Origin of the sequence: Curvibacter lanceolatus ATCC 14669, assembly GCF_000381265.1 — a bacterium.
GTDB lineage: Bacteria > Pseudomonadota > Gammaproteobacteria > Burkholderiales > Burkholderiaceae_C > Curvibacter > Curvibacter lanceolatus.
Genome location: NZ_KB906258.1, coordinates 222,041 through 246,299, shown reverse-complemented (window position 1 = coordinate 246,299; position 24,259 = coordinate 222,041). Strand labels below are relative to the sequence as shown.

The window sequence follows — 24,259 nt, the reverse complement described above, 5'->3', positions numbered from 1 at the left end:
CGGTCTCCTTCAGGCTTCGGTGGGTTTTTCGTCGAACCAGCGGTACAGCGTGGGCAGCACCACCAGGGTCAGCAGGGTGGAGGAGATCAGGCCCCCGATCACCACGATGGCCAGCGGGCGCTGCACCTCCGAGCCCGGGCCGGTGGCAAACAGAAACGGCACCAGCCCCAGCAGGGCCACGGTGGCCGTCATCATCACGGGGCGGAAGCGCTGCACGCAGCCTTCACGCACCGCAGCGGCCACCTCCAGGCCGTCCTCGCGCAGGCGCCGGATGCAGGTCACCAGCACCACGCCATTGAGCACCGCAATGCCCCACAGCGCGATGAAGCCCACCGAGGCCGGCACGCTCAGGTACTCGCCGGTCACGAACAGGCCCACCAGGCCGCCGATCGAGGCAAAGGGCAGCACCAGGATGATCAGGCTGGCCAGGCGCACCGAGTTGAACAGCAGGAACAGCAGGAAGAAGATGGCCACAATGGTCAACGGCACGATCACCGCCAGCGTGCCCATGGCGCGCTCCATGTTCTCGAACTGCCCGCCAAAGCGGAACTCGTAGCCCTCGGGCAGGCGCACCTCCTGGGCCAGGCGCTGCTGCACCTCGGCCACGTAGCCGGCCAGGTCGCGGCCTTCCACGTTGGCCCCCACCACCACGCGGCGCTTGCCGCTTTCACGGCTGATCTGTGCCGGGCCGTCCACCAGCTCGATGCGTGCCACCGAGTACAGCGGCACCTGGGCGCCGTCGGGCGTGGTCAGCAAGGTGTTGCCGATGGCCTCGGCGCTCTGCCGCGCCGCCGCCGGGAAGCGCACCACCACGTTGTAGCGGCGCTCGCCCTCGTACAGGGTGGTCACTTCCTTGCCGCCGATGGCGGTCTCGATCAGGCTGTGCACGTCGGCCACGTTGATGCCATGGCGGGCGATGGCCTTGCGGTCGATGTCCACCGTCAGCGCCTGCTGGCCCGACAGGCGCTCGATGCGGATGTCGCGGCTGCCGTCCACGCTTTTCAGCACCCGCGCCACCTGCTCGGACAGGCGCTTGAGCTCACCCAGTTCGTCGCCGAACACCTTGATGGCCAGCTGCGAGCGCACCCCGGTCACCATCTCGTCCACCCGCTCGGAGATCGGCTGCGACAGCACGATCTGCACGCCCGGGATGCTGGACAGGCGCTGGCGGATGTCCTCGTCGATCTCGTCCTGGGTGCGGCCCGACTTCGGGTCCAGCAGCACGATGGGGTCGGACTCGTTGGGCCCGGCCGGGTCGGCGGGCGACTCGCCCCGACCCAGCTTGGACACCACCATGCGCACGCCCGGCACCTCGGCCACGGTCTTCATGGCGCTCATTTCCATGCGGATGGATTCGTCCAGCGAGATGCTGGGCACGCGGTTGATCTGCGGCGTCAGCGCGCCTTCCTTCATGGTGGGCATGAAGGACTTGCCCAGCAGCGGAAACAGCGCCAGCGAGCCCAGCAGCAGACCCACCGCCACGCCCAGCGTGAGGCGGCTGCGCAGCGTGGCGCCGTCCAGCAGGCGCAGGTAGTGGCGCTTCAGGAAGGCGATCAGCCGGGTGTCGTGGTCGGCCCCGCCCTTGAGGAAGTAGGCGCACAGCACCGGCGACAGGATCAGCGACACCACCAGCGACACGGCCAGGGCCATGGCGATGGTCAGGGCCAGCGGGGCGAACATCTTGCCCTCGATGCCCTGCAGCGTCATCAGCGGCAGGAACACCAGGATGATGATGGCCATGCCGAAGATGGTCGGCGTGGCCACCTCGGTGGTGGCGTCGAGGATGGCGCGCACCCGCGCCCCCATGCCGGCGCCCGCCTGGCCCACGCGGTGGTACACGTTCTCGACCACCACCACCGTGGCGTCCACCATCAGGCCGATGGCAATTGCCAGCCCTCCCAATGACATCAGGTTGGCCGAGATGCCATAGCGGTTCATCAGGATGAAGGTGCTCAGCGGTGTGATCACCAGGGTGGCCACCACGATCAGGCTGGAGCGCACATCGCCCAGGAAGATGAACAGCACCACCACCACCAGGAAGATGCCCTCGACCAGCACCTTGCCCACGGTGAACAGGGCCGAGTCGACCAGCTCGGTGCGGTCGTAGTAGGGCACGATCTGCAGCCCGTCGGGCAGCAGGCCCTGGCGGTTGATCTCGTCCACCCGGTCTTTCACCCGGCCCACCACCTGCTTGGCGTTGCCGCCCCGCATCATCAGCACGATGCCCGACACCCCCTCGGTGTAGCCACCCTTGATGATGGCGCCCTGGCGCACCTCGCTGCCCAACTGCACGGTGGCCACATCGCGCACGTACACCGGCACGCCGGCCTGTTCCTTGACCACGATGTTGCCGATGTCGTCCAGCGTGCGGATCAGCCCCAGGCCGCGGATCAGGTACTGCTCGGTCAGCTGCGGCAGGATGCCGCCGCTGGCGTTGGCGTTGTTGCTGGCGATCGCCTGCACCACCTGCTGCACCGACAGTCCGTAGTGGCGCAGCCGCCCGGGGTCGACCAGGGCCTGGTACTGCTTGACGTAGCCGCCCTGCGAGTTGATCTCGGCCACGCCCGGGATCGAGCGCAGCATGGGGCGCAGCACCCAGTCCTGCACGGTGCGGCGTTCGGCCAGCTCTTCAGGGGTGAGCGCGCGCTGGCCGTCGTCGGGCTTTTCGAGCGTGTACTGGTAGACCTCGCCCAGGCCGGTGGAGACCGGGCCCAGCACCGGCACGATGCCGGCCGGCATGCGAGGCGTCACCTCGATCAGGCGTTCGGTCACCAGCTGGCGGGCAAAGTACACATCGGTGGTGTCGGTGAACACCAGGGTGATGATGGACAGGCCGCTCTTGTTGAGCGAGCGCATCTCGACCAGGCCGGGCAGCCCGGTCATGGCGATCTCCAGGGGCACGGTCACGAAGCGCTCGATCTCCTCGGGCGAGCGCCCGGGGGCTTCGGTGGCCACTTGCACCTGCACATTGGTCACGTCGGGGAAGGCGTCCACCGACAGTCGCGTGGCTTCGCGCACGCCGAAGGCGCACAGCACCAGGGCCAGCACCACCACCACCAGGCGCTGGCTCAGCGCGGCACGGATCAGGGAGGCAACCATGGCTTACTCCAGTTCGGCGCGCTTGCGCTCGTTGTTCAGGTGGAAGGCCCCTTCGACCACCACCTCGCTGCCCTCGGGCAGGCCCTTGAGCAGGGGGCGCAGCGCGCCGCTGGCGGCCCCCAGCTCGACCGGCGTGAGGCGGTAGCGCCCCTCGGCCTGGCGCACGAACACGTGGTCGCGGTCGTTCTCGCGCACCACGGCGGCAGCGGGCACGGCCAGCACCTGCTGCGGCGCGGCGGCAATGCGCATGGTGGCCAGCATCTGCGGCTTGAGGTCGCGGCGGGCGTTGTCGACCTGGGTTCGGATGGTCACGGTGCGCGTCTCGGGCGACACGGTGTCGCCCACATAGACGATCTTGCCCTGCAGGCGTTGGGCGCCGAGGGCCGGCACCTCGATCTCCACCGCCTGGCCCGGCTGCACCGAGCGGGCCGCCTGTTCAGGCAGGCCGCCCACCACCCAGACATTGCCCAGGTCGGCCACGGTGAACAGCGGGTCGCCCGGCTGGGCCACCTGGCCTCGGCTGACCTGGCGCTCGATCACCACGCCCGACAGCGTGGCCACCACGGCGGTCTTGGCGGCCAGGGTGCCCTGGCTGCGCAGTTGTTCGATGGCGCCTGCGGGCAGGCCCATCAGCTGCAGCTGGTCGCCGGCGGCGCGCAGTTCGGCGCGGGCGATGCTCAGCTCGGATTCACGGCGCTGCAGTTCGGCCGAGCCGATCACATCGGCCTGGATCAACTGGCGGGCGCGTTCCACGGCGCGCTCGGCCAGCTGGCTGGCCGCATGGGCGCGCAGGTAGGCCAGTTGGGCCGTGGTCAGCTCGGGGCTGGCCACATGGGCCAGGGCCTGACCGGTCTTGACGCGGTCGCCCACCTCGGCCAGCACGTCGGTCACGCGGCCGGTGACCGAGGCGCCGATGCGGGTCACCAGGCGGTCATTGGCCTCGATGCGGCCGGACACGTCCTGCGTGGGCACCAGGGAGACCGGGGCCAGTTTCTGGACCTTGAACTGCGCCGCCATCTCGGGCTTGACCCGCACTTCCAGCGGGTCGGTGGCGGGGGTCTCCGCGACAGGCATGGGCTTGTCGGCGGGGCCGCAGGCGCTCAGTGTGAAGGCGCAGAGCAGGGCCAAGGTCAGCGTGCTCAGGGTGGCCAGGGGCAGGGGAGGGAGCTTGAAGGTGTTCATGATCGGTTTCATGGAATGGGGTGTGGGGCCTCAGGGCTGCTGGGTGGCCGAGGCCGGGGTGGCCGGCGTGGCAGGGGTGGCGGGGTTGGCGGGGTTGGCGGGGTTGGGGGCAAGGAGCTCGGCCTCGCCGTGGCGGCCGGCCAGCAGTTCGAGCTCGATGCGCGCCACCTGCTGCTGGTAGCGCGCATCCAGCAGGTCGGCACGCACGCTGCGCAGCACGCGCTGGGCGTCCAGCACATCAAGGATGCCGCGCTCGCCATAGCGGTAGGCGGCCTGGGCCACGCGCAGGGCGGCCTCGGCCTCGCGCACGGCGCCCTGGCTCAGGGCCTCGGTGCGGCCACGGGCCAGCTCCAGGGATTTCCAGGCCAGCAGCACCTGCTGGCCCAGCTCGGCGCGGCGCCCGTCCAGGCGGCCCTGCAGGCGCAGCAGCTCGGATTCGGCCTCGGCACGGGGGCCGCTGCGTGTGTCCAGCAGCGGGATCTGCACGCTCACCCCGAGCTGGTTCTGGCGGATTTCGGGGTCGCGCGTCTGGCTGTAGCGCAGCTCCAGGCCGGGCCAGCGGCTGGCGCGGGCCTCGGCCAGCCGGGCCTGGGCGCGCTGGATCTCGGCCTGCAGCGCGCGCAGCTCGGGGTTGCGCTCATCGGCCTGGGCGCGCAGCGCGCTCAGGCCGGGCAGTGCCGGCGCATCGTCCAGCGAGGCCTGCAGCCGCCAGCGCTTGGGCAACTGGCCGGCGGCCAGGCGGTTCAGGCTCAGCAGGGCCTGTTCGGCCTGCAGGGCCGCGCTTTGCTGGCGCTGGCGGGCGTTGATGATTTCGGCATCGGCCTTGATGATTTCGTAGCGCGGGGCCTCGCCGCTGTCCACCCGCAGGCGCACCCGCTCGCGCACCTGCTCCAGCAAGGCCAGCGATTCGCTGGCGCTGGCGGCTTCGGCCTGGCGCAGCAGGGCCTCGTAGGCGCGCAGCTGCACCTGGGCAATCAAGGTCTGGCGCGTGATCTCGGCCTGTTCTGCGCTGCCTCTCACGCCGGCCCGGGCGGCGTCCTGGCGGGCGCTGCGCAGGGCCGGGTTCTCGATCAGCTGCGACACCGCCCAGGTCTGCACCTGGCCTGGGTTGGCCGAGGGCAGTCGGGCGCTGTTGTGGCCGCCGCTCACCTCCAGCCGGGGGTTGGGCAGGGCGCTGGCGCTGGTCACGCCGGCCGCAGCGGTCTGCCGTGCCTGCAGGGCGGCCAGCAGTTCGGGGTTGTGTTGCAGCACCAGGCGGGTCAGTTGTTCCAGGCCCATGACCGGGATCTCGTCGGTGCGCTGGGTGGATTGGGGTGTTGCCTGGGCCTGGGCCTGGACCAGGCTGGGCGTGACGCCGCCCAGCGCCAGGGCAGCGGTGAGCAGCACCAGTCTGGGCAGGCGACGGGGCAGGGATGAATCAGAAACGTGCATGGCAGGGGCGGCACAAGGCCGTGAAGAGATGCGGGGGCCGTGCGTGCGCAACGCGCTCAGGCGTCGCGGGGCCGGCACCCGTTTCAAACAGGGGCCGGATCGGCAGGCGAGATCAATCGAGGGGGGGAGGGTTGCGCCGGGCCGTCAGGCGGGCGCGGGCCTCAGGCCAGCAGGCGCGGCGGGCGCAGCAAGGGCCGGGGGCAGACGCTGCTCAGCCGCACCGAGAAGGGCGCGGGGGCGCTGGTGTGGCGTGGCGTATCGAGTTGGGGCTCTTCGGGGGCCCAGAACATTTCGGTGCGGTCGTCGTTGGTGACCGGGGGCTGGTACAGGCGCACGGCGGTGCGCAGTTCTTCGTCCAGGGTGTCGGGCTCGTCGGCCAGCACCTCGCAGGGCGAGGTCACCAGCAGCACATCCCCTTGCAGCAGCTCGGGCTCGCCGGCCCAGGCTGCGCTCTCGCCTCGCAGCAGGGTCGAGCCGAGCAGCAGCACTGAGAGCAGGCAAAGCAGGAGCAGACGCATGGTGGAAGGGGTTGGGTGGGTGTCTGGCGTGTTGACAGCCTCGATTGTGTTCGCTGCAGCGCACAAGTTCCCGTTCGATGCAAAAAAACCTGGAAACTTCGAAACAATCGTGGCGCCGAGCGCCCTGCTGGGCGCATGGCATGAATGCTGCACCGCTCTGGGGCACCGCAGGGGCCCTGGGCCGCAACCGCGGCCTGCCAGCCGACCAGACCAAGGAGATCAGCACGCATGAGGGCATCCGAGACAACGCCAGGGCCGGCCGCATCGACCGAGCCAGACGCCGACACCCCCGCGGGTGGCGACGCCGGGGCGCCTCAGCAGGTGGTCAAGATCCGCCGCGACTACAACAGCTGGGTGGTGCGCGAGACGCTGGAGGACTACGCGCTGCGCTTTGCACCGCAGCGCTTTCGGCGCTGGTCGATCTTCCGGGTGGCCAACACGGCCTTCGGGGCCGCGTCGTTCCTGATCCTCGAGGCAGTGGGTGCCACCCTGCTGGTGCAGTACGGCTTCGAGAATGCCTTATGGGCCATTCTGGCCACGGGGCTGGTGATCTTTCTGGCCGGCCTGCCCATCAGCGTTTACGCGGCGCGCTACGGCGTGGACATGGACCTGCTGACCCGGGGCGCGGGCTTCGGCTACATCGGCTCGACGCTGACCTCGCTGATCTATGCCTCGTTCACCTTCATCTTCTTTGCACTCGAGGCGGCCGTCATGGCCTATGCGCTGGAGCTGGCGCTGGGCATCCCGCCGTCCTGGGGCTACCTGGTGTGCGCGCTGGTGGTGATTCCGCTGGTGACGCACGGGGTGTCGGTGATCAGCCGTCTGCAGGTCTGGACGCAGCCGCTGTGGATCGTGATGCTGGTGGTGCCTTTTGTGGCCGTGCTGCTGCGCGATCCTGGTGCGTTTGCCGGCATCACGCACTACGGTGGTGAGGGGCGGGATTTTGCGGGTTTTGATCTGCACCTGTTTGGTGCGGCATCGACCGTGGGCATTGCACTGATCACCCAGATGGGCGAGCAGGCCGACTACCTGCGCTTCATGCCCCGACCCGACCCCGCGCACCCGGGGCGGTGGTGGGCCGGCGTGCTGGCCGGGGGGCCCGGCTGGGTGCTGGTGGGCGTGGCCAAGATGCTGGGCGGGGCCCTGCTGGCCTACCTGGCCCTCACCCACATGGTGCCGCCCGACCGGGCAGTGGACCCCAACCAGATGTACCTGGCCGCTTATGAGTATGTGTTTCCGCGCTATGGCTGGGCGGTGGCGGCCACGGCCATCTTCGTGGTGCTGTCGCAGCTCAAGATCAATGTCACCAACGCCTATGCGGGCTCGCTGGCCTGGTCGAACTTCTTCTCGCGCGTCACCCACAGCCACCCGGGGCGCGTGGTCTGGGTGGTGTTCAACACCCTGATCGCCTTCATGCTGATGGAGATGAATGTGTTCGAGGCCCTGGGCGATGTGCTGGGCCTGTACTCGAACATCGCCATCGCCTGGATGATGACGGTGGTGGCCGATCTGGTGATCAACAAGCCCCTGGGCCTGAGCCCGCCGGGCATCGAGTTCAAGCGGGCCCACCTGTACGACATCAACCCGGTCGGGGTGGGGGCCATGGCCCTGGCTTCGGCCCTGTCGGTGAGCGCCCACCTGGGGCTGTTCGGGCCGCTGGCCCAGGCCTTCTCGGCCCTGATCGCGCTGGGCACGGCCATGCTCACCTCACCGTTGCTGGCCTGGCTGACCGGGGGGCGTTACTACATCGCCCGGCACAGCGAGGCCCCGCCCGTGGCCGGCGCCGACCCCAGCACCGCCTTGCGCCGCTGCGTGATCTGCGAGAGCGAGTACGAGGCCCCCGACATGGCCCATTGCCCGGCCTACCGCGGGCCGATCTGCTCGCTGTGCTGCACGCTGGATGCGCGCTGCGGCGATCTGTGCAAGCCCCACGCCAGCCTGTCGGCCCAGTGGTCGGGGGCCTTGCGCTGGCTGCTGCCGCGCCGCATCTGGCCCTATCTGGACACCGGGCTGGGGCATTTTCTGTTGCTGATGCTGATCATCGTGCCCCTGCTGGCCACGGTGTTCGGCCTGCTCTACCACCAGGAGCTGCGCACCCTGGGCGGCATGCTGCCCCTTGAGCCGCTGGGCCAGTTGTCGCTGCGCACCGGCTTTTTGAAGGCCTACATGGCCATGCTGGTGATCGCCGGCATCGTGGCCTGGTGGCTGGTGCTGGCGCACAAGAGCCGGCAGGTGGCGCAGGAAGAATCCAACCGCCAGACCCGGCTGCTGATGCGCGAAATCGAGCTGCACCGCCAGACCGACGAGGCCCTGCAGACCGCACGCCAGGTGGCCGAGCGGGCCCGCCAGCAGGCGGACCAGGCCAACCAGGCCAAGAGCCGCTACATCAGCGCCATCAGCCATGAGCTTCGCACGCCGCTCAACAGCATCCTGGGCTATGCCCAGCTGATGGGCGAAGACCCCGGGGTGCCGCCGCATCGCAAACAGGCGGTGAATGTGATCCGGCGCGGCGGCGAGCACCTGCTGACCCTGATCGAGGGCACGCTGGATGTGGCGCGCATCGAGTCCGGCAAGATGACGCTGGAGGTGCGCCCCATGCGCTTCGCCGACTTCGTGCACGATGTGGCCGGCCTGTTCGAGCTGCAGGCCGCGGCCAAGGGCCTGCGTTTTCAGTTCGAGGCCTTGGGCGAGTTGCCCGAGGTGGTGCGCGCCGACGAAAAGCGTCTGCGCCAGATCCTGATCAACCTGCTGGGCAATGCGATCAAGTTCACGGCGCGTGGCCAGGTCAGCTTCCGGGTGCGCCATGGTCGCGAAATGGCCACGCTGGAGGTGCACGACACCGGCCCGGGCATGACCGCCGCCGAGCTGCAGCGCATCTTCGAGCCCTTTGCGCGCGGCACCACCGCCAGCGCCGGCTCGGGCGGGGCCGGCCTGGGCCTGACGATCGCCAAGATGCTGACCGACCTCATGGGCGGCGAGTTGTCGGTGGACAGCACGCCTGGCCAGGGCTCGGTGTTCCGGGTGCGGCTGTTCCTGCCCGAGGTGCACGACAGTGCCCTGCAACACCCCCCGGCCCAGGCCCCTGCCGCAGCGCAGCGCAGCGGTTACCTGGGGCCACGGCGGCGCCTGCTGGTGGTGGACAACGAAGAGCCCGACCGCGAGCTGCTGGTGCAGTTGCTGCAACCCCTGGGCTTCGAGCTGCGCACCGCCGCCAGCGGCCACGATGCGCTGGACCTGCTGGCCGCCGGTTACGCGCCCGACGCGGTGTTCATGGACCTGGCCATGCCCGGCATCGATGGCTGGGAGACCGTGCGCCGCCTGCGCGCCGCGGGCCACAGCCGGGCCCAGGTGGCCATCGTGTCGGCCAATGCCTTCGACAAGGGCCTGGAGAACGACGTGGGCATCGCGCCGGAAGATTTTCTGGTCAAGCCCGTGCGCCACAGCGAGCTGCTGGACTGGCTGGAGCGCCGGCTGGGCCTGGTGTGGCAGGGGCCCGGCCAGGCCCAGCCGGCTGCTGAAGCCCCTGAGCGGGTGGCCCCCGCCCTGATGGCCACGAAGCCAGAGCCGCTGCCCCAGCCGCCGCTCGACGCCGGCGCCCGCCCGACCGCGCCCCGCCTGAAGGTGTTGCTGGAGGCGGTGACGCTGGGCTACTACCGCGGTGTGATGAACGCGCTGGCCGACATCGAGCGCCACGAGCCCGCCTGTGCGGATTGGGTGGAGGGCTTGCGCCCGCTGGCGCGGGGGTTCCAGTTCGAGGCGCTGGCCGAAGCCATCACGGCACAATCGCAGTCTTCTGCTTCCGACCCTGCCCGCCCGAGCTCTCCGCCATGAACGCGCCTTCTTACGATCAGACCCTGGACCGGGCCAACAGCGATGTGGTGCTGGTGGTGGACGACGTGCCCGACAACCTGGCCATGCTGCACGACGCGCTGGACGAGTCGGGCTACACCGTGCTGGTGGCCACCTCGGGCGAAGCCGCCCTGCAGCGCGCCAGCCAGGCCTTGCCCGATGTGGTGCTGCTCGACGCCATGATGCCGGGCATGGATGGCTTTGAAGTGGCGCGCCGCCTCAAGGCCGAGCCCCGCACCGCGCACATCCCCATCATCTTCATGACCGGGCTGACCGAGACCGAGCACCTGGTGGCCGCGCTGGAGAGTGGCGGCGTGGACTACGTGACCAAGCCCATCAAGCCCAAGGAGGTGCTGGCCCGCATGAGCGTGCACCTGCAGGGCGCCCGCCAGGCGCGCCAGGCAGCCCGGCAGGCCGGCCAGGCCCGCAACGCGCTCGATGCCTTCGGCTATGCCAGCATCACCGTGCGCGTGAGCGATGGCCGCTTGATGTGGCAGACCCCGCTGGCGCGCGATCTGCTGATGCGCTACTTCGGCACCGCAGCACCGGTGACGCCTGAGCCGGTGGTGAGCTGGTTGCGCCGCCACCTGCCCGACGCCCAGGCCAGCATCGAGCCGCCCCGGCTCAACCACGACCAGGGCGCGCGCCGCCTCACCTTCCGGCTGCACCAGCAGACCGGCGACAGCGAGGGCGGTGGCGACTGGCTGATCGTGATGCAGGAGGTGTCGGACGATGCGGTGATCGAGGCCATGAGCCTGAGCTTCAAGCTCACCGCGCGCGAGGCCGAGGTGTTGTACTGGGTGGTCAAGGGCAAGATCAACCGCGACATTGGCGACATCCTGGGCGCCAGCCCGGCCACCGTGAAAAAACACCTGGAGCGGGTGTACGCCAAGCTCGGCGTGGAAACCCGCACCGCAGCGGCCGGCATGGCCATGAACCGCATCCGCCAATTGCACCCGCAGTTCGAGGGCTGAAGGGCCGGGTCGGGCCGGCCCGCCCCGGCTCACTCGGGCTGCAGGCCCAGCTTGTGGACCACGCGGGCCCATTCGGCCATGTCCTGTTCCAGCGTGGCCTTGAATTGCGCCGGGGTGATGGCCGGCAGTTCGGTCAGCTGCAAGGCGGCCAGGCGCTGGCGCACCCCGGGCTGCTGCAAGCACTGGTTCAGCACCGTGTTGAGTTGCTTGACGATGCCCGCCGGTGTGCCGGCCGGTGCGAACAGGCCCATCCATGAATAGGCCGTGAACGGGTAGCCCGACTCGTTCATGGTGGGCACCTGGGGCAAGGCGGGCAGGCGTTCTTCCGCACTCAGGGCCAGGGCGCGCAGCCGGCCTTCGCGCACCAGCGCCAGGGCCAGCGTGGCGTCTGCGAAGGCCGCTCCCACCTGGCCACCCAGCAGGTCGTTGACGCAGGCCGCGCTGCTTTTGTAGGGCACGTGCACCAGGTCCAGGCGGGCATCCTGCAGCAGGCTGGCCATGGCCAGGTGCCCACCCGAACCCTGGCCCCAGGAGCAGTAGCTGAGCTGGTTCGGTCGCCTGCGGGCGTAGCGCACGAATTCGTCCAGCGTGTGCACGGGCAGTCGGGTCGACACCAGCAGCAGCGTGCCGCCCCGCCCGAACTGGGCCACCGGTTCAAAGTCTCGCAGCGGGTCGTAGCCGGGATGGCGGTAGAGCAAGGGGTTCACCATCAGGGTGGCCGCGTAGGTGAACAGCAACCGGTAACCGTCGGGCTGTGCGCGCGCCACCCAGGCATTGCCCAGCAGGCCATTGGCGCCGGGCTGGTTCTGCACCACAAAGGGCTGGCCCAGGGCCCGGCTCAGGGCATCGGCCACCACGCGGGCCACGGCATCGGTGCCGCCGCCCGGGCTGGCCGGCACCACCACGGTCACCGGGCGTTGCGGGTAGGGCGCGGCCGACGCGACCTGGTCAGCCGGCACCAGGCCGGCGCAGAACCCCAGCAGCACCGCCAGGCCGTGTGCCAGGGCATGACCAGGGCCATTTGCAGCCGGTCTGCGTGCTTTCAGTGAGGGGCGTGTGACCGCATTCGGGCGGTCGAAATGAGGGCCGAGGGGCAAAGGCATGGGTTTGATTTTTTGACGGTCGGGTGGGCTTGTCGGTTGCTGGAGCAGGCGCGGGCCGACCGGCCGCCCGAGGGGGTCTCGGGCAGCCTGCGAGGGGGGCTGCTTCGTCCTCGGAGACAAGCCGTCAGGGGGGCCGAGGGTCCGGCAGCGCCTGGGCCACCGGATGCGGAACCTATGATCAAAAGTCACGCCACTCAAATCTGTCAGCGCGCCGACAGTGCTCCGTCTGTGGCGCCCGAAAGTAGCTCATGACCTTTTCTGATTCGGTCCCCTCGTGGCCCGATGACCTCCCTGTCGCCGCCACCGCGGTCACGGATGGCGGCCTGATCAACCGGGCCTTGCGCTGGAACGAATTGTTCGGCCCCTGGCCCGAGGAGGTTCGGGCCCGGCTGGCCGCCCAGGCCCGTCTGCGGCGCTATGGCCGGCGCACCCAGGTGCTGGCCCACGACCGCCAGGCGCGCGAACTGCTGTGCGTGGTGTCGGGTTGCCTGGAGGTGGGGTGTGTCGATGCCGAGGGGCGCAAGTTCGTGCATGGCCTGCTGGGGCCGGGCCACATTGCACCCTTGGTGCGTTTGCTGGAGGACGTGCCGCTGCCTTACGACTACCACGCCCATGAGGCTTCGGTCATCGTGCACCTGAGCTGTGAGGTGGTGCTGGAGGTGCTGGGCAGCCAGCCGTCGCTGTGGCGCGAGGTGGCCCGCCTGGCGCTGCAAAGACAGCGTTACAGCCTGGCCACCCTGCATGAACGGGCCCTGGGGGGCATTCCGCAGCGGCTGGTGGTGACGCTGCTGCGCCTGGCCGCCTTTTATGGCAATTCGGAGCCCGAGGGCCTGGCCCTGCGGGTGCGCCTGTCGCAGCACGACCTGGCGGCCATGCTGGGGGTGTCGCGCCAGACCATCAACCGCGAAATGGGCGAGTTGATCGCGCAGGGCGTGCTGGAGGCTACCTACAACCGCATCGTCATCAAGGACCTGGAGCGCTTGCAGGTGATGGCTGGGTCACCTTGAGCAAGCCCCCCCCCGCTGGCGCAAGGGCTGCCCCGGCGCTGCCGGGGCAGGTCAGGGCGATCAGGACGATCAGGGGTAGAGGCCGCGTTCCTGGCGGGCCGTCAGGATGCGCTCGCAGGCCACGGCAAAGGTGGCGGTGCGCAGCGTGATCTTGTGGCGATCGGCCGTGTCCCAGATCTGCTGCAGGGCATGGCCCATGATGCGGTCCAGGCGCTGGTTGATCTCGTCCTCGTCCCAGAAGAAGCTGGAGAAATCCTGCACCCACTCGAAGTAGCTCACGGTCACGCCGCCAGCGTTGCAGATCACGTCGGGCACCACCAGCACGCCCCGGCTGGCCAGGATGTCATCGGCCTCGGGCACGGTGGGGCCGTTGGCGCCTTCGAGCACCAGGCGGGCCTTGAGGCGCTGGGCGCGGGCCGCGGTGATCTGGCCTTCCAGGGCGGCCGGGATCAGGATGTCCACCGGCAGATCCCAGAACTCTTCGTCGGCAATCGCTTCGCCACCCGCAAAGCCAGCCACACCTTTGGCGCGGGACTGGGGCAGGAGCTGCTCCAGGTTCAGGCCGTTGGGGTTGTAGATGGTGCCGGTGTGGTCCTGCACCGCCACGATCTTGGCGCCCGCTTCGGCAAACAGCTCAGCGGCCACCGAGCCCACGTTGCCAAAGCCCTGCACGGCAACGCGTGCACCCTGCAGGTTCAGGCCCAGGCGGCGGGCGGCTTCGCGACCGGTGACGAACACGCCGCGGCCGGTGGCCTTGACCCGGCCCAGCGAGCCACCCAGGTGGATGGGCTTGCCCGTGACCACGCCGGTGGCGGTGGTGCCGGTGTTCATCGAGTAGGTGTCCATCATCCAGGCCATGATCTGGGCGTTGGTGTTCACGTCGGGGGCCGGGATGTCCTGCTGCGGGCCGATGATCACGCCGATCTCGCTGGTGTAGCGGCGGGTGACTTTTTCAAGCTCTTGCTGCGACAGCCGCTTGGGGTCGACACGGATGCCGCCCTTGGCGCCGCCATAGGGCAGGTTGACGGCCGCGCACTTCACGGTCATCCAGGCCGACAGGGCCATCACTTCTTCCAGCGTCACATCGGGGTGGAAGCGCACGCCGCCCTTGCCCGGGCCGCGCGACAGGTTGTGCTGCACACGGTAGCCCTCGAAGTGGGCAATGCGCCCGTCGTCCATCTCGATCGGTACATCCACGATCAGGGCGCGCTTGGGGCGCTTCAGGGTTTCTGACCAGCGAGCCAGCGGGCCCAGGTAGGGCAGCACGCGGTCGACTTGGGAGATGTAGGTTCCCCAGGGGCTGTTGGCGGTGGGGTGGACGTAGGAGAGGGGCTGATTCATGCGGGTCTCGCTTGGGTGAACAGAGCCTCTACGGTACGCCTGGGGTCGGTGGCCCGCCAAGGGTTATGCATGCCGTGAAGCGGGTTATGCCGCGCCGTTCATGCCGGATGTGCAGAGGGTTATGCGCGAGACGCAATGGCGACGGCATTTTGACTTCTGTCAATTTTGTTCGCCTCCTGAATTGGGACGGTTTCATAGCCGTTTTCGCGGGCTTGCAAGTAGAGCTTCCACTCTAGAGTGGATGCGAGCGTTTTCTCTCCCACCCACACCCATTCCCACAGGAGGCCTACATGGCTGCAGTGATGAGCTCGTTTCCCGTTTCGGACATCATCGTTCCCGACCCTCGGGTTGCCGGTATCGGCCAAGTGCCCGAAGGGGCGGCGTCGATGTCGGTACAACATCTGCCCTTCACGGTGCGGCTGGTGCGTACGGAAGACGAACTGGCCAAGGCCGTGTCGGTGCGCCACGCCGCCTATGCGCGGCACCTGCCGGTGTTTGCGGAGCAACTGAAGCAGCCCGAATTGTCCGATTTCAACTCGGACGCGGTGGTCTTGCTGGCCGAGTCGCGGCTCGATGGCTCGCCGCTGGGCACCATGCGCATCCAGACCAACCGAAACGATGCGCTGCCCTTGGAGCAGTCGGTTCGCTTGCCTGAATGGCTGCACCGGCGCCGCCTGGCTGAGGCCGTGCGCCTGGGCATCAAGGATGGGGTGGCTGGTCACCTGGTCAAGACCGTGCTCTTCAAGGCCTTCTACCTGTACTGTGTGCAGTCTCAGGTGGACTGGATGGTGATTGCGGGCCGCCCGCCGATTGACCGCCAGTACAAGCGTCTGCTGTTTTCAGATGTCTTTCCCGAACTGGGCTGCGTGCCGCTGAAACACGCGGGCAATCTGCCCCACCGGGTGATGTCTCTGAAGGTGGCTGATGTGGAGCCCCTGTGGCGTGCTTCCCAGCATCCTCTGTACGACTTCTTCTTCCACACCCGTCATCCGGACATTGAGATCGAACAGGCAGAAGGCTCCGTCACGCAAGCCATGCAGCCGTTGTCTGCACGGCGCTCAGGTGTCGAGGTTCACCTTGCGGCCCAGTGAGCCAGAAGGGCTCAGGCCGGGTTGCAGGCGGCGCTGTTCCTCCAGGCCCGCGACCAGGGCCTTCAAGTCTTCGTCCTGGATGAAGTCGGCGGAAGCGTCTCCTTGCAGCATGTCGTTCGGATCGCGCGATTTCGAGACGATGAAGCCCTGCACGTAGTCCACGCCGATGTCGGCCAGCGTCTGCACCGTGGCCGGGTCTTCGGCCCACTCGGCGATGGTCTTCATCCCGAGGTTGCGCGCCAGGCTGACAATGGCTTCGACGATGGCCACGTTGGCCGGGTGCTGGTTCATGTTGACGATGAAGTTGCCATCGATCTTCAGCAGATCGGCTGGCAGGTCCCGCAGGTACGAGAACGAGGTATAGCCGGCCCCGAAATCGTCCAGCGCCACCTTGGCGCCGAGGCTTCGCACCCGGTCGACAAAGCGCCGGGTGTTTTCCAGATCGTGCAGGGCAACGCTTTCGGTGATCTCCAGGCACAGGCTGTTGACAATGGCCGCATGCCGCTGAAGCATCTGGAAAACCTCCTGCACAAAGCGTTCGTCATTGAGTGAGGCACCGCTGAGGTTCATGCAGACGAACAGGGTCTGCGTCAGGCGTCCCTGGTTGGCCTCGATCCAGCTCAGGGTCTGTGAGAGCACCCACCGGTCGATCACACCCATGCGGCCACTGAACTCGGCCGCGGAGATCAGGCGCGAGGTGGGTATCAGTTGCCCCTTGCTGTCGCGCATCCTGAGCAGGACTTCAAAATTCAGCGATTTGAAAGGCGCTTCCAGCGACATGATGGGCTGCATTTCCAGGAACAGGCCTTCTGGCGCCTCCCCCGTGGCCGAGAGCTGCTCCACCAGGCGCATCTCCGCCTCGTGCTCCTGGAACAGGGGCGAGTTCTTCTCGAAGACCACCAGGTGGTTGCCATGGCTGGCCTTGGCGTCACGGCAGGCGCGGTCAGCGGTCGAGATCGCATCCTTCGATTCGGTACCGGGCCGGACCTCGATCAGGCCGATGGAGCCTCGTACATGGAAGCTGCGGTCGCCCACCTTGTAGGGGCGGCTGCTGATGCTGTTGATGATGCCCTGGCACAGCAGGGTGGCGTGTGCGATGCGCGTCTGCGGCATGGTGACCAGGAATTCGTCGCCGCCGACGCGGCCGATGGACATCTCGCTTGACAGCAGGTGGGTGACGCGGCCGACCACCTGGCGCAAGACCTCGTCGCCGGCCGCATGCCCGTACAGGTGGTTGATCAGCTTGAAGCGGTCCAGGTCCAGGTAGGCGAGCGCCAGCGATGCGCCCGGCCGCGTATTCCAGACGGCCTCTTCCAGCACATCCTGGATGGCGGTTCGGTTCAATGCCTTGGTCAGGGCGTCGTGATGCGCCAGAAACTGAAGGTGGGCGGTGGCACGGGAGCGCTCGGTGATGTCCTCCAGCGAGCCTTCGATGTGCTCGCCGGCCAGAGTCGCCTTGACCAGGAATTTGCTGGCGCTCTCACTGCGGCGGTCACGGGTGTTCTGGACCTCGATCTCGGCATTCACCCGGGCGTTGAGCATGTGTTGCAGGCGCAACCAGGAGTCCGGGCCGAAGTACTGGTCCCAACGGTTGCTGCCTGGCGCCAGCACTGCTGGACCCAGGGCTGCGATCAGCGTCGGGTTGGCGCTCAGAAAGGCGCCGTGGCTGTCCAGCGTGAACAGGCCGATGGGAATGGCCTCATAGGTCTGTTGCAGCTTGGCCTGAGCCTGCAGCCGGCTGGTGTGCTCGTCGCGCATCTGGGCCGCGATGGCCAGCGAGGCCAGCAGGCTGGACGACAGGGCTGCCGTGACGCTGTTGACCGACCCGATCAGGGATTTGTAGCCCAAGGCCGCGGCAATGACCTCGTACAGGCTGGACGCCAGCATCACCGCGATCGAGGCCCCGTACCAGGCAGCCACCGTGGACCGCGTGGACAGCAGGATTCTGAGCAGGTAGAACACCAGCGTTGCACAGGTGATGGTGGCGCAGACCCAGAGCATCGGCAGAAAGGTCGGAAAGCCCATGAACAGCGAGCACACGAGGACCGGTGGACACGACCATTGCGTGAATCGCATCAGCCATGACCCGTCGACCTCCTGCAGGTGTTCTTTGAACAGGCTTTTGTACAGGGTGACCGTGACCACATAGATCAGTGCCACCGTGATCAGCCTGACCCGCTGGATCCACTCCGCGGGGATGGTCATGTCTAGCCACTGTGTGTCCCAGCCAGCCGACAAGGCCGCCATGCGGAGATTGATGGTCAGCCAGACGGCAAACAACAGGTAGGTGCTGTTGCGGTTGATCAATGCCGTGATCAGGACGAACACCGACAGCACGATGAGGCCCCCGTCGAGCAAGCCTGAGTTGCGCTCGTAGGACCTGGCGGCCATGACCAAGTCGGCGTCCTTCCAATACTCCACCGTCAGCCGGGCGGGCCCGATGAAGTGCGCCTGGCAGGTCAGTTCGAGATCGGTCCTGCCCTCGGGCACCGGATAGGCAAAACCCCTGCGGGAGGCGGTCAGATCGCCTTGAAACTGCTCACGCGTGGCTTGCCCGACCGATCTCATGTCAAGGCGGTCCCAGCAGGCCAGGCTTATCAAATGGCGAGATGGAAACTCAATGGTTTCATTTTTCTCATTTTCTTTTCGGTGCAGGCTGAACTGGAACCAGACTGGACTTTCGGAGAGTCTGGTATCAAAGAACTCAAAGCTGGGCGCCTTTTCCAACTGGCGGTCGGCTTTCAGTGGGTCTGCCGAGGGAGGCTCCTGCAGCAGGGCCCTGAAGGCCATCCTGTGACTCTCGACCTCTGGGTGTGCGGAGGGCCAGAGCATCATCGCCCAGAAGGAAAACAGGGTCATTGCGGCCGGCAACAGGTAAGCCGAGAAGCCGAAAAGGCCCCGGAAGATCCACCGATCGAGTCGCTGGAATGCAGTGGTGGTCACGGTTGCTGGCAGCGCATGGATCGCTTGAGAAGTAGTGGGGCGGTGGGGATCGCTCGGGACAAGCTTTACTGATGAATCTGGCAAAAACGGCTAGAAACATTATGAAGTGTTTGGACGCCATCAGTTCGACAGACGGCAACTTTGATGAGGCTCAAGCTGCGATTTCAGGGGGGAAGTTGTTGGGCTGGCGCCACGCTGCTTTCATGTGGCCAGGGCAGACCCGTTTCGGTCTTGTGGCTGCGCATACGCCACCCGGCGTATTTCCGCATCGGCCCCCGGTTCCTACGATCACTTCCGTCGTCACTGATTTCTCTGGCCTCCGCCGCAGTGACGCAACGATCCAACCTCAACCGGAGTCCCCTCATGCAACGTCGCTTCACCCTCAAGGCCCTCACCGCCGCCGTCGCGCTGGCGGGCATCAGCGCCATCCCGGCCCACGCCGCCGAAGACACCATCAAGGTCGGCGTGCTGCACAGCCTGTCGGGCACCATGGCCATTTCCGAAACCGTGTTGAAAGACACCGTGCTGATGGCGATTGAAGAAATCAACGCCAAGGGCGGCGTGCTGGGCAAGAAGCTCGAGCCCGTGGTGGTGGATCCGGCCTCCAACTGGCCGCTGTTTGCCGAGAAGACCAAGCAGCTGCTGACCCAGGACAAGGTGGCCGTGATCTTCGGCTGCTGGACCTCGGTGAGCCGCAAGTCGGTGCTGCCGGTGGTGGAAGAACTCAACGGCCTGCTGTTCTACCCGGTGCAGTACGAAGGCGAAGAGCTGAGCAAGAACGTGTTCTACACCGGTGCCGCGCCCAACCAGCAGGCCATCCCTGCGGTCGATTACCTGATGAGCAAGGACGGTGGCGGCGCCAAGCGCTGGGTGCTGCTGGGCACCGACTATGTGTACCCCCGCACCACCAACAAGATCCTGCGCGCCTACCTGAAGAGCAAGGGCGTGAAGGAATCGGACATCGACGAGAAGTACACCCCCTTCGGCCACTCCGACTACCAGACCATCGTGGCCGACATCAAGAAGTTCAGCCAAGGCGGCAAGACCGCTGTGGTGTCCACCATCAACGGCGACTCCAACGTGCCTTTCTACAAGGAACTGGGCAACGCCGGCCTGAAGGCCAAGGACGTGCCGGTGGTGGCTTTCTCGGTGGGTGAAGAAGAGCTGCGCGGTGTGGACACCAAGCCGCTGGTGGGCCACCTGGCTGCCTGGAACTACTTCATGTCGATCAAGAACCCGACCAACGACGAGTTCATCAAGAAGTGGAGCGCCTACGCCAAGGCCCACAACGTGGCCGGCCACAAGGACAAGCCGCTGACCAACGACCCGATGGAAGCCACCTACATCGGCATCAACATGTGGAAGCAGGCCGTCGAGAAGGCCAAGAGCACCGATGTGGACAAGGTGATCGCCGCCATGGCCGGCCAGACCTTCAAGGCCTCGAGTGGCATCGTGTCCAAGATGGACGAGAAGAACCATCACCTGCACAAGTCGGTGTTCATCGGCGAAGTGAAGGCCGATGGCCAGTTCAACGTGGTCTGGAAGACCCCGGGCCCGGTCAAGGCCAAGCCCTGGAGCCCCTACATCGAAGGCAACGACAAGAAGGCCGACGAACCTGAAAAGAAGTGAGCGCCTCTCTGAGAGCTTGAACACGCTCTGAGGCCTGATGCGGGGTGGACCACCCACCTCGTTTCGACCGACCTGCAACCCGCCTTGCAGGTCCCCTGGGCGCCGCGCCGGCCACGTGGCTGCGTGCGGCGCCCGATCCTGATTGCCGAGGCGCCATGCTGACCCGATTTCTCCTCTTACTTGCCGCCGTGCTGACCAGCCTCCAGGCCCATGCCCTGGAGCCCGCACTGGCCCAGGCCCTGGCCGCCGGCGACACCGACGCCCGCATCGAAGCCCTGGCCAAGGCCACGGCCAACCCCGACGACAAGACCGTGGCCCTGATCCAGGCCCTGGCCGACGACGCCGTCAAGATCAAGGCCGGCGACAAGTCGGTGCAGGTCTGGCTGGTGCGTGATGGCAAGGGCATCGACCCCGCCACCGGCACCGAGAGCGCGGTGCCCGACGATGCCGAAGACGTCATCAACAACAACCGCATGCGCGCCGAGCTCGATGCCGCGCTGGCCGGCCTCAAGCTGCTCTCGCCCGACGAGAAGCTGCGCCGTGAGGCCCTCAAGACCCTGGAGGCGGAAACCGACGAGGCCCGCCTGCCCCTGATTGAAAAAGCGCTGGCCGGCGAGAGCGTGGCCAGCCTGAAGGACCAACTCACGCTGGTGCGTGCCCGCATCCTGCTGGGCAGCAGCGACCGGGCCAAGCGCCTGGAGGCCGCCCGCCTGCTGGGCGACAGCCACAACGCCAACACCAAGACCGTGCTGGTGGAGCGCCTGAAAGACGAGACCGACCCCGAAGTCAAAGGCGTGATCCAGGTCTCGCTGCAGAAGATCGAGGCCTCGCTGGTCTGGAGCGACCGCCTGGGTGCGCTGTTCTCGGGCATCAGCCTGGGCTCCATCCTGCTGCTGGTGGCCCTGGGCCTGGCCATCACCTACGGGCTGATGGGCGTGATCAACATGGCCCACGGCGAGCTGATGATGATCGGCGCCTACGCCACCTATGTGGTGCAGGGCCTGTTCCAGAAGTACCTGCCCGGCGCCTTCGACTGGTACCTGCTGGCCGCCGTGCCGGTGTCGTTTGCCGCCTCGGCCCTGATGGGGGCTGTGCTCGAGCGCAGCGTGCTGCGCTTCCTGTATGGCCGCCCGCTGGAGACCCTGCTGGCCACCTGGGGCATCAGCCTGATGCTGATGCAGCTGGTGCGCTCGGTCTTCGGCGCCCAGAACGTGGGCGTGGAAAACCCCAGCTGGATGAGTGGCGGCGTGGTGCTCATGGGCAATCTGCAACTGCCCTGGAACCGCATCATCATCATCGCCTTTGCCGCCGCCGTGCTGCTGGCCATGGCCTTCCTGATCGGCAAGACCCGCCTGGGCCTGTTTGTGCGCGGCGTCACGCAGAACCGCCCGATCGCATCCTGCATGGGCGTCAACACCGCCCGCATCGACACCTACGCCTTCGCGCTGGGCTCGGGCATTGCCGGGCTGGCCGGCTGCGCCCTCAGCCAGGTGGGCAATGTGGGCCCCGACCTGGGCCAGGGCTACATCGTGGACTCGTTCATGGTGGTGGTGCTGGGCGGGGTGGGGCAGTTGGCCGGCACGGTGTATGCCGCGCTGGGCCTGGGCATCCTGAACAAGTTCCTCGAGGGCATCGCCGGGGCCGTGCTGGCCAAGATCGCGGTGCTGGTGTTCATCATCGTCTTCATCCAGAAGCGCCCGCAAGGCATCTTCGCGATGAAGGGCCGCTCCGCCGAAGCCTGAACCAGGAGCGCACTCCATGACCCACTCTTCACGCACTTCCTCCCCGTCATCGTTCACCCTGCCGCCGCCAGCGCCTTTGCTGTCCGGTGCCGGTTGGGGCGCCTTTCTGCTGGCCCTGATCGTGGTCTGCGCGGTGGCGCCGGCGCTCAACCTGCTGGTGCCGGTCGACAGCGCCCTGCACCTCAGCGACTACGCCGTGGCCCTCATCGGCAAGATCATGTGCTACGCCATCGTGGCCCTGGCCATGGACCTGATCTGGGGCTACACCGGCATCCTGAGCCTGGGGCATGGCCTGTTCTTCGCCCTGGGCGGCTATGTGATGGGCATGTACCTGATGCGCCAGATCGGCCGCGATGGCAACTACAAGAGCGACCTGCCCGACTTCATGGTGTTCCTCGACTGGAAGGCGCTGCCCTGGCACTGGGCGCTGTCCGACAGCTTTGTGGCCACACTGCTGCTGATCGTGCTCGTGCCCGGCCTGGTGGCACTGGTGTTCGGCTTCTTCGCCTTCCGCTCGCGCATCAAGGGCGTGTACTTCTCGATCATCACCCAGGCCATGACCTTCGCGGCCATGCTGCTGTTCTTCCGCAACGAGACCGGCTTTGGTGGCAACAACGGCTTCACCGATTTCAAGCGCATCCTCGGCCTGCCCATCGCCACCCCCAGCATGCGCATGACGCTGTTCGTGCTGACCGGGCTCACGCTGCTGGGCTTCTTCCTGATGGCGCGCTGGCTGATCCGCAGCAAGTTCGGCCGCGTGCTGCAGGCGATCCGTGACGCCGAGAGCCGGGTCATGTTCTCGGGCTACAACCCGCTGCCCTACAAGCTCACCATCTGGACGCTGTCGGCCGTGATGTGCGGCGTGGCCGGGGCCTTGTACGTGCCCCAGGTGGGCATCATCAACCCCAGCGAGATGAGCACCGCGGCCTCGATCGAGATGGCCGTGTGGGCCGCGGTGGGCGGGCGTGCCACCTTGATCGGGCCGGTGATCGGGGCCTTCATCGTCAACGGCGCCAAGAGCTGGCTGACCGTGACGGCGCCCGAGTTCTGGCTGTATTTCCTGGGGGCGCTGTTCATTGCGGTGACCCTGTACCTGCCGCACGGTGTGGTGGGCCTGGTGAAGAAGATTCGTGAAGGGGGCGGCAAATGACGCCAGATCTGTTGGAGCAGGGCGCGCGCCGCGTCGAGGCCCGCATGGCCGCACTCGAAAGCGGCAAGAACAACACCGAATCGGGGGGCCGCACGGCCGGCTTCGGCCGCGTGATGGTGCCCGGTGAGGTGGATGTGAGCCACGGCCGCATCCTGTACCTGGAGGACGTGAGCGTGAGCTTTGACGGCTTCAAGGCCATCAACAAGCTGTCGCTGGACATCGCCCCGGGCGAGCTGCGCTGCATCATCGGCCCCAACGGTGCGGGCAAGACGACGATGATGGACATCATCACCGGCAAGACCCGGCCCGACGAGGGCAAGGTGTTCTTCGGCAGCACCATCGACCTGCTGCGTTACCGCGAGGCCGAGATCGCCCAGCTGGGCATCGGGCGCAAGTTCCAGAAGCCCACGGTGTTCGAGCACCTGACGGTGTTCGAGAACCTGGAGCTGGCGCTGAAGACGCACAAGGGCGTGCGCGCCTCGATGTTCTTCAAGCTCGACTCGGCCCAGAAAGACCGCCTGGCCGAGGTGCTGCACACCATCCACCTGGCCGATGCGGTGTCGCGGCTCTCGGGCAACCTGAGCCACGGCCAGAAGCAATGGCTGGAGATCGGCATGCTGCTGATGCAGGACCCCAAGCTGCTGCTGCTCGACGAGCCCGTGGCTGGCATGACCGATGAAGAGACGGCCCGCACGGCCGAGCTGTTCCTGACGCTGAAGGGCAAGCATTCGCTGATGGTGGTGGAGCATGACATGAGCTTCATCCGGACCATTTCCGACATCGTGACGGTGTTGTGTGATGGGTCGGTGTTGGCGCAGGGCACGCTGGACCAGGTGCAGGCGGATGAGCGGGTGATTGAGGTTTACCTTGGGAGGTGAGGGCGTGTTGATGTTTGGCGTCTGCCCTTCGCTTCGCACTGAAGCCTCTGCTGGTCAGTGGATGACGGACGCTGTGACGTCTCCAGTCGGGCAGCAAATGGATGCCTTGCTTTGTCCACTCGTTGTGGGCTCTTTGTTGCCGCTTCGCTCTGATCGTTCTGCTCTTTGGTTGAGGGCGGAGGCCGGGGGTTCGTCCCGGCGGCCGAGCCACTTTCTTTTGCTTCGCCAAAAGAAAGTAGCCAAAGAAAAGGCGACCCGAAGTCAGGGCCACTTCGTGGTTCCCTGCGCTGCTCGCGCCAGGGGGGTCCCCGCTAAACTCGCT

Annotated in this window: 16 protein-coding genes; 9 read left to right on the top strand and 7 right to left on the bottom strand. The window is 67.1% G+C overall.

Annotated elements, in window-relative coordinates; translation table 11 throughout:
• Positions 1-9 precede the first annotated feature (9 nt).
• From F624_RS0113315 to F624_RS0113300, 4 genes are all read right to left on the bottom strand, one after another.
• Complete coding sequence (locus F624_RS0113315; RefSeq protein WP_019574808.1) at positions 10-3,099, bottom strand: efflux RND transporter permease subunit; 3,090 nt, start codon at positions 3,097-3,099, stop codon at positions 10-12.
• 3 nt (positions 3,100-3,102) lie between these two features.
• A complete protein-coding gene (locus F624_RS0113310) occupies positions 3,103-4,281 on the bottom strand; it encodes an efflux RND transporter periplasmic adaptor subunit (protein ID WP_031254943.1) in 1,179 nt (392 codons plus the stop codon).
• Between the two features lie 30 nt (positions 4,282-4,311).
• Positions 4,312-5,712 carry a TolC family protein gene (locus F624_RS0113305; protein WP_019574806.1) on the bottom strand — a complete coding sequence of 467 codons (1,401 nt, stop codon included), beginning with the start codon at positions 5,710-5,712 and terminating at the stop codon, positions 4,312-4,314.
• A gap of 161 nt (positions 5,713-5,873) precedes the next feature.
• A complete protein-coding gene (locus F624_RS0113300; protein ID WP_019574805.1) occupies positions 5,874-6,230 on the bottom strand; it encodes a hypothetical protein in 357 nt (118 codons plus the stop codon).
• 228 nt (positions 6,231-6,458) lie between these two features.
• Here F624_RS0113300 and F624_RS0113295 point away from each other — a divergent pair, with 228 nt between their 5' ends.
• Both F624_RS0113295 and F624_RS0113290 read left to right on the top strand, forming a co-directional pair.
• A complete protein-coding gene (locus F624_RS0113295; RefSeq protein WP_051107395.1) occupies positions 6,459-10,061 on the top strand; it encodes a hybrid sensor histidine kinase/response regulator in 3,603 nt (1,200 codons plus the stop codon).
• Positions 10,058-11,053 carry a response regulator transcription factor gene (locus F624_RS0113290; protein ID WP_019574803.1) on the top strand — a complete coding sequence of 332 codons (996 nt, stop codon included), beginning with the start codon at positions 10,058-10,060 and terminating at the stop codon, positions 11,051-11,053. Before F624_RS0113295 ends, F624_RS0113290 begins: the two co-directional genes overlap by 4 nt.
• Before the next feature lie 29 nt (positions 11,054-11,082).
• On the opposite strand, the gene F624_RS0113285 is transcribed toward F624_RS0113290, so the two are convergent.
• Complete coding sequence (locus tag F624_RS0113285) at positions 11,083-12,156, bottom strand: Bug family tripartite tricarboxylate transporter substrate binding protein (RefSeq protein ID WP_084679505.1); 1,074 nt, start codon at positions 12,154-12,156, stop codon at positions 11,083-11,085.
• A gap of 248 nt (positions 12,157-12,404) precedes the next feature.
• Between F624_RS0113285 and F624_RS0113280 the strand changes: the two genes are divergently transcribed.
• Complete coding sequence (locus tag F624_RS0113280; protein ID WP_019574801.1) at positions 12,405-13,163, top strand: Crp/Fnr family transcriptional regulator; 759 nt, start codon at positions 12,405-12,407, stop codon at positions 13,161-13,163.
• 69 nt (positions 13,164-13,232) lie between these two features.
• Here the strand turns inward: F624_RS0113280 and F624_RS0113275 are convergent, their stop codons facing one another.
• Positions 13,233-14,504 (bottom strand): Glu/Leu/Phe/Val family dehydrogenase, encoded by a 1,272-nt coding sequence (locus F624_RS0113275; protein ID WP_019574800.1) that lies wholly within the window; start codon positions 14,502-14,504, stop codon positions 13,233-13,235.
• Positions 14,505-14,794: 290 nt separating this feature from the next.
• Between F624_RS0113275 and F624_RS0113270 the strand changes: the two genes are divergently transcribed.
• Positions 14,795-15,595, top strand: a complete 801-nt coding sequence (locus F624_RS0113270) for an N-acyl amino acid synthase FeeM domain-containing protein (RefSeq protein ID WP_019574799.1) — start codon at positions 14,795-14,797, stop codon at positions 15,593-15,595.
• Here the strand turns inward: F624_RS0113270 and F624_RS0113265 are convergent.
• Complete coding sequence (locus tag F624_RS0113265; RefSeq protein WP_245573633.1) at positions 15,563-18,163, bottom strand: EAL domain-containing protein; 2,601 nt, start codon at positions 18,161-18,163, stop codon at positions 15,563-15,565. The two genes, F624_RS0113270 and F624_RS0113265, sit on opposite strands and share 33 nt — an antisense overlap.
• A 33-nt stretch (positions 18,164-18,196) precedes the next feature.
• Here F624_RS0113265 and F624_RS35805 point away from each other — a divergent pair, with 33 nt between their 5' ends.
• From F624_RS35805 to urtD, 5 genes are all read left to right on the top strand, one after another.
• Entirely contained in the window at positions 18,197-18,610 is a 414-nt protein-coding gene (locus F624_RS35805) for a hypothetical protein (RefSeq protein WP_245573632.1), read from the top strand.
• A gap of 291 nt (positions 18,611-18,901) precedes the next feature.
• Entirely contained in the window at positions 18,902-20,167 is a 1,266-nt protein-coding gene (gene urtA / locus F624_RS0113260; protein WP_019574797.1) for an urea ABC transporter substrate-binding protein, read from the top strand.
• A 155-nt stretch (positions 20,168-20,322) separates the two neighbouring features.
• A complete protein-coding gene (gene urtB / locus F624_RS0113255; protein WP_031254940.1) occupies positions 20,323-21,909 on the top strand; it encodes an urea ABC transporter permease subunit UrtB in 1,587 nt (528 codons plus the stop codon).
• A 16-nt stretch (positions 21,910-21,925) separates the two neighbouring features.
• A complete protein-coding gene (gene urtC / locus F624_RS0113250; protein ID WP_031254938.1) occupies positions 21,926-23,059 on the top strand; it encodes an urea ABC transporter permease subunit UrtC in 1,134 nt (377 codons plus the stop codon).
• Positions 23,056-23,937, top strand: a complete 882-nt coding sequence (urtD, locus tag F624_RS0113245; protein WP_019574794.1) for an urea ABC transporter ATP-binding protein UrtD — start codon at positions 23,056-23,058, stop codon at positions 23,935-23,937. Before urtC ends, urtD begins: the two co-directional genes overlap by 4 nt.
• The last annotated feature ends 322 nt before the right edge of the window (positions 23,938-24,259 follow it).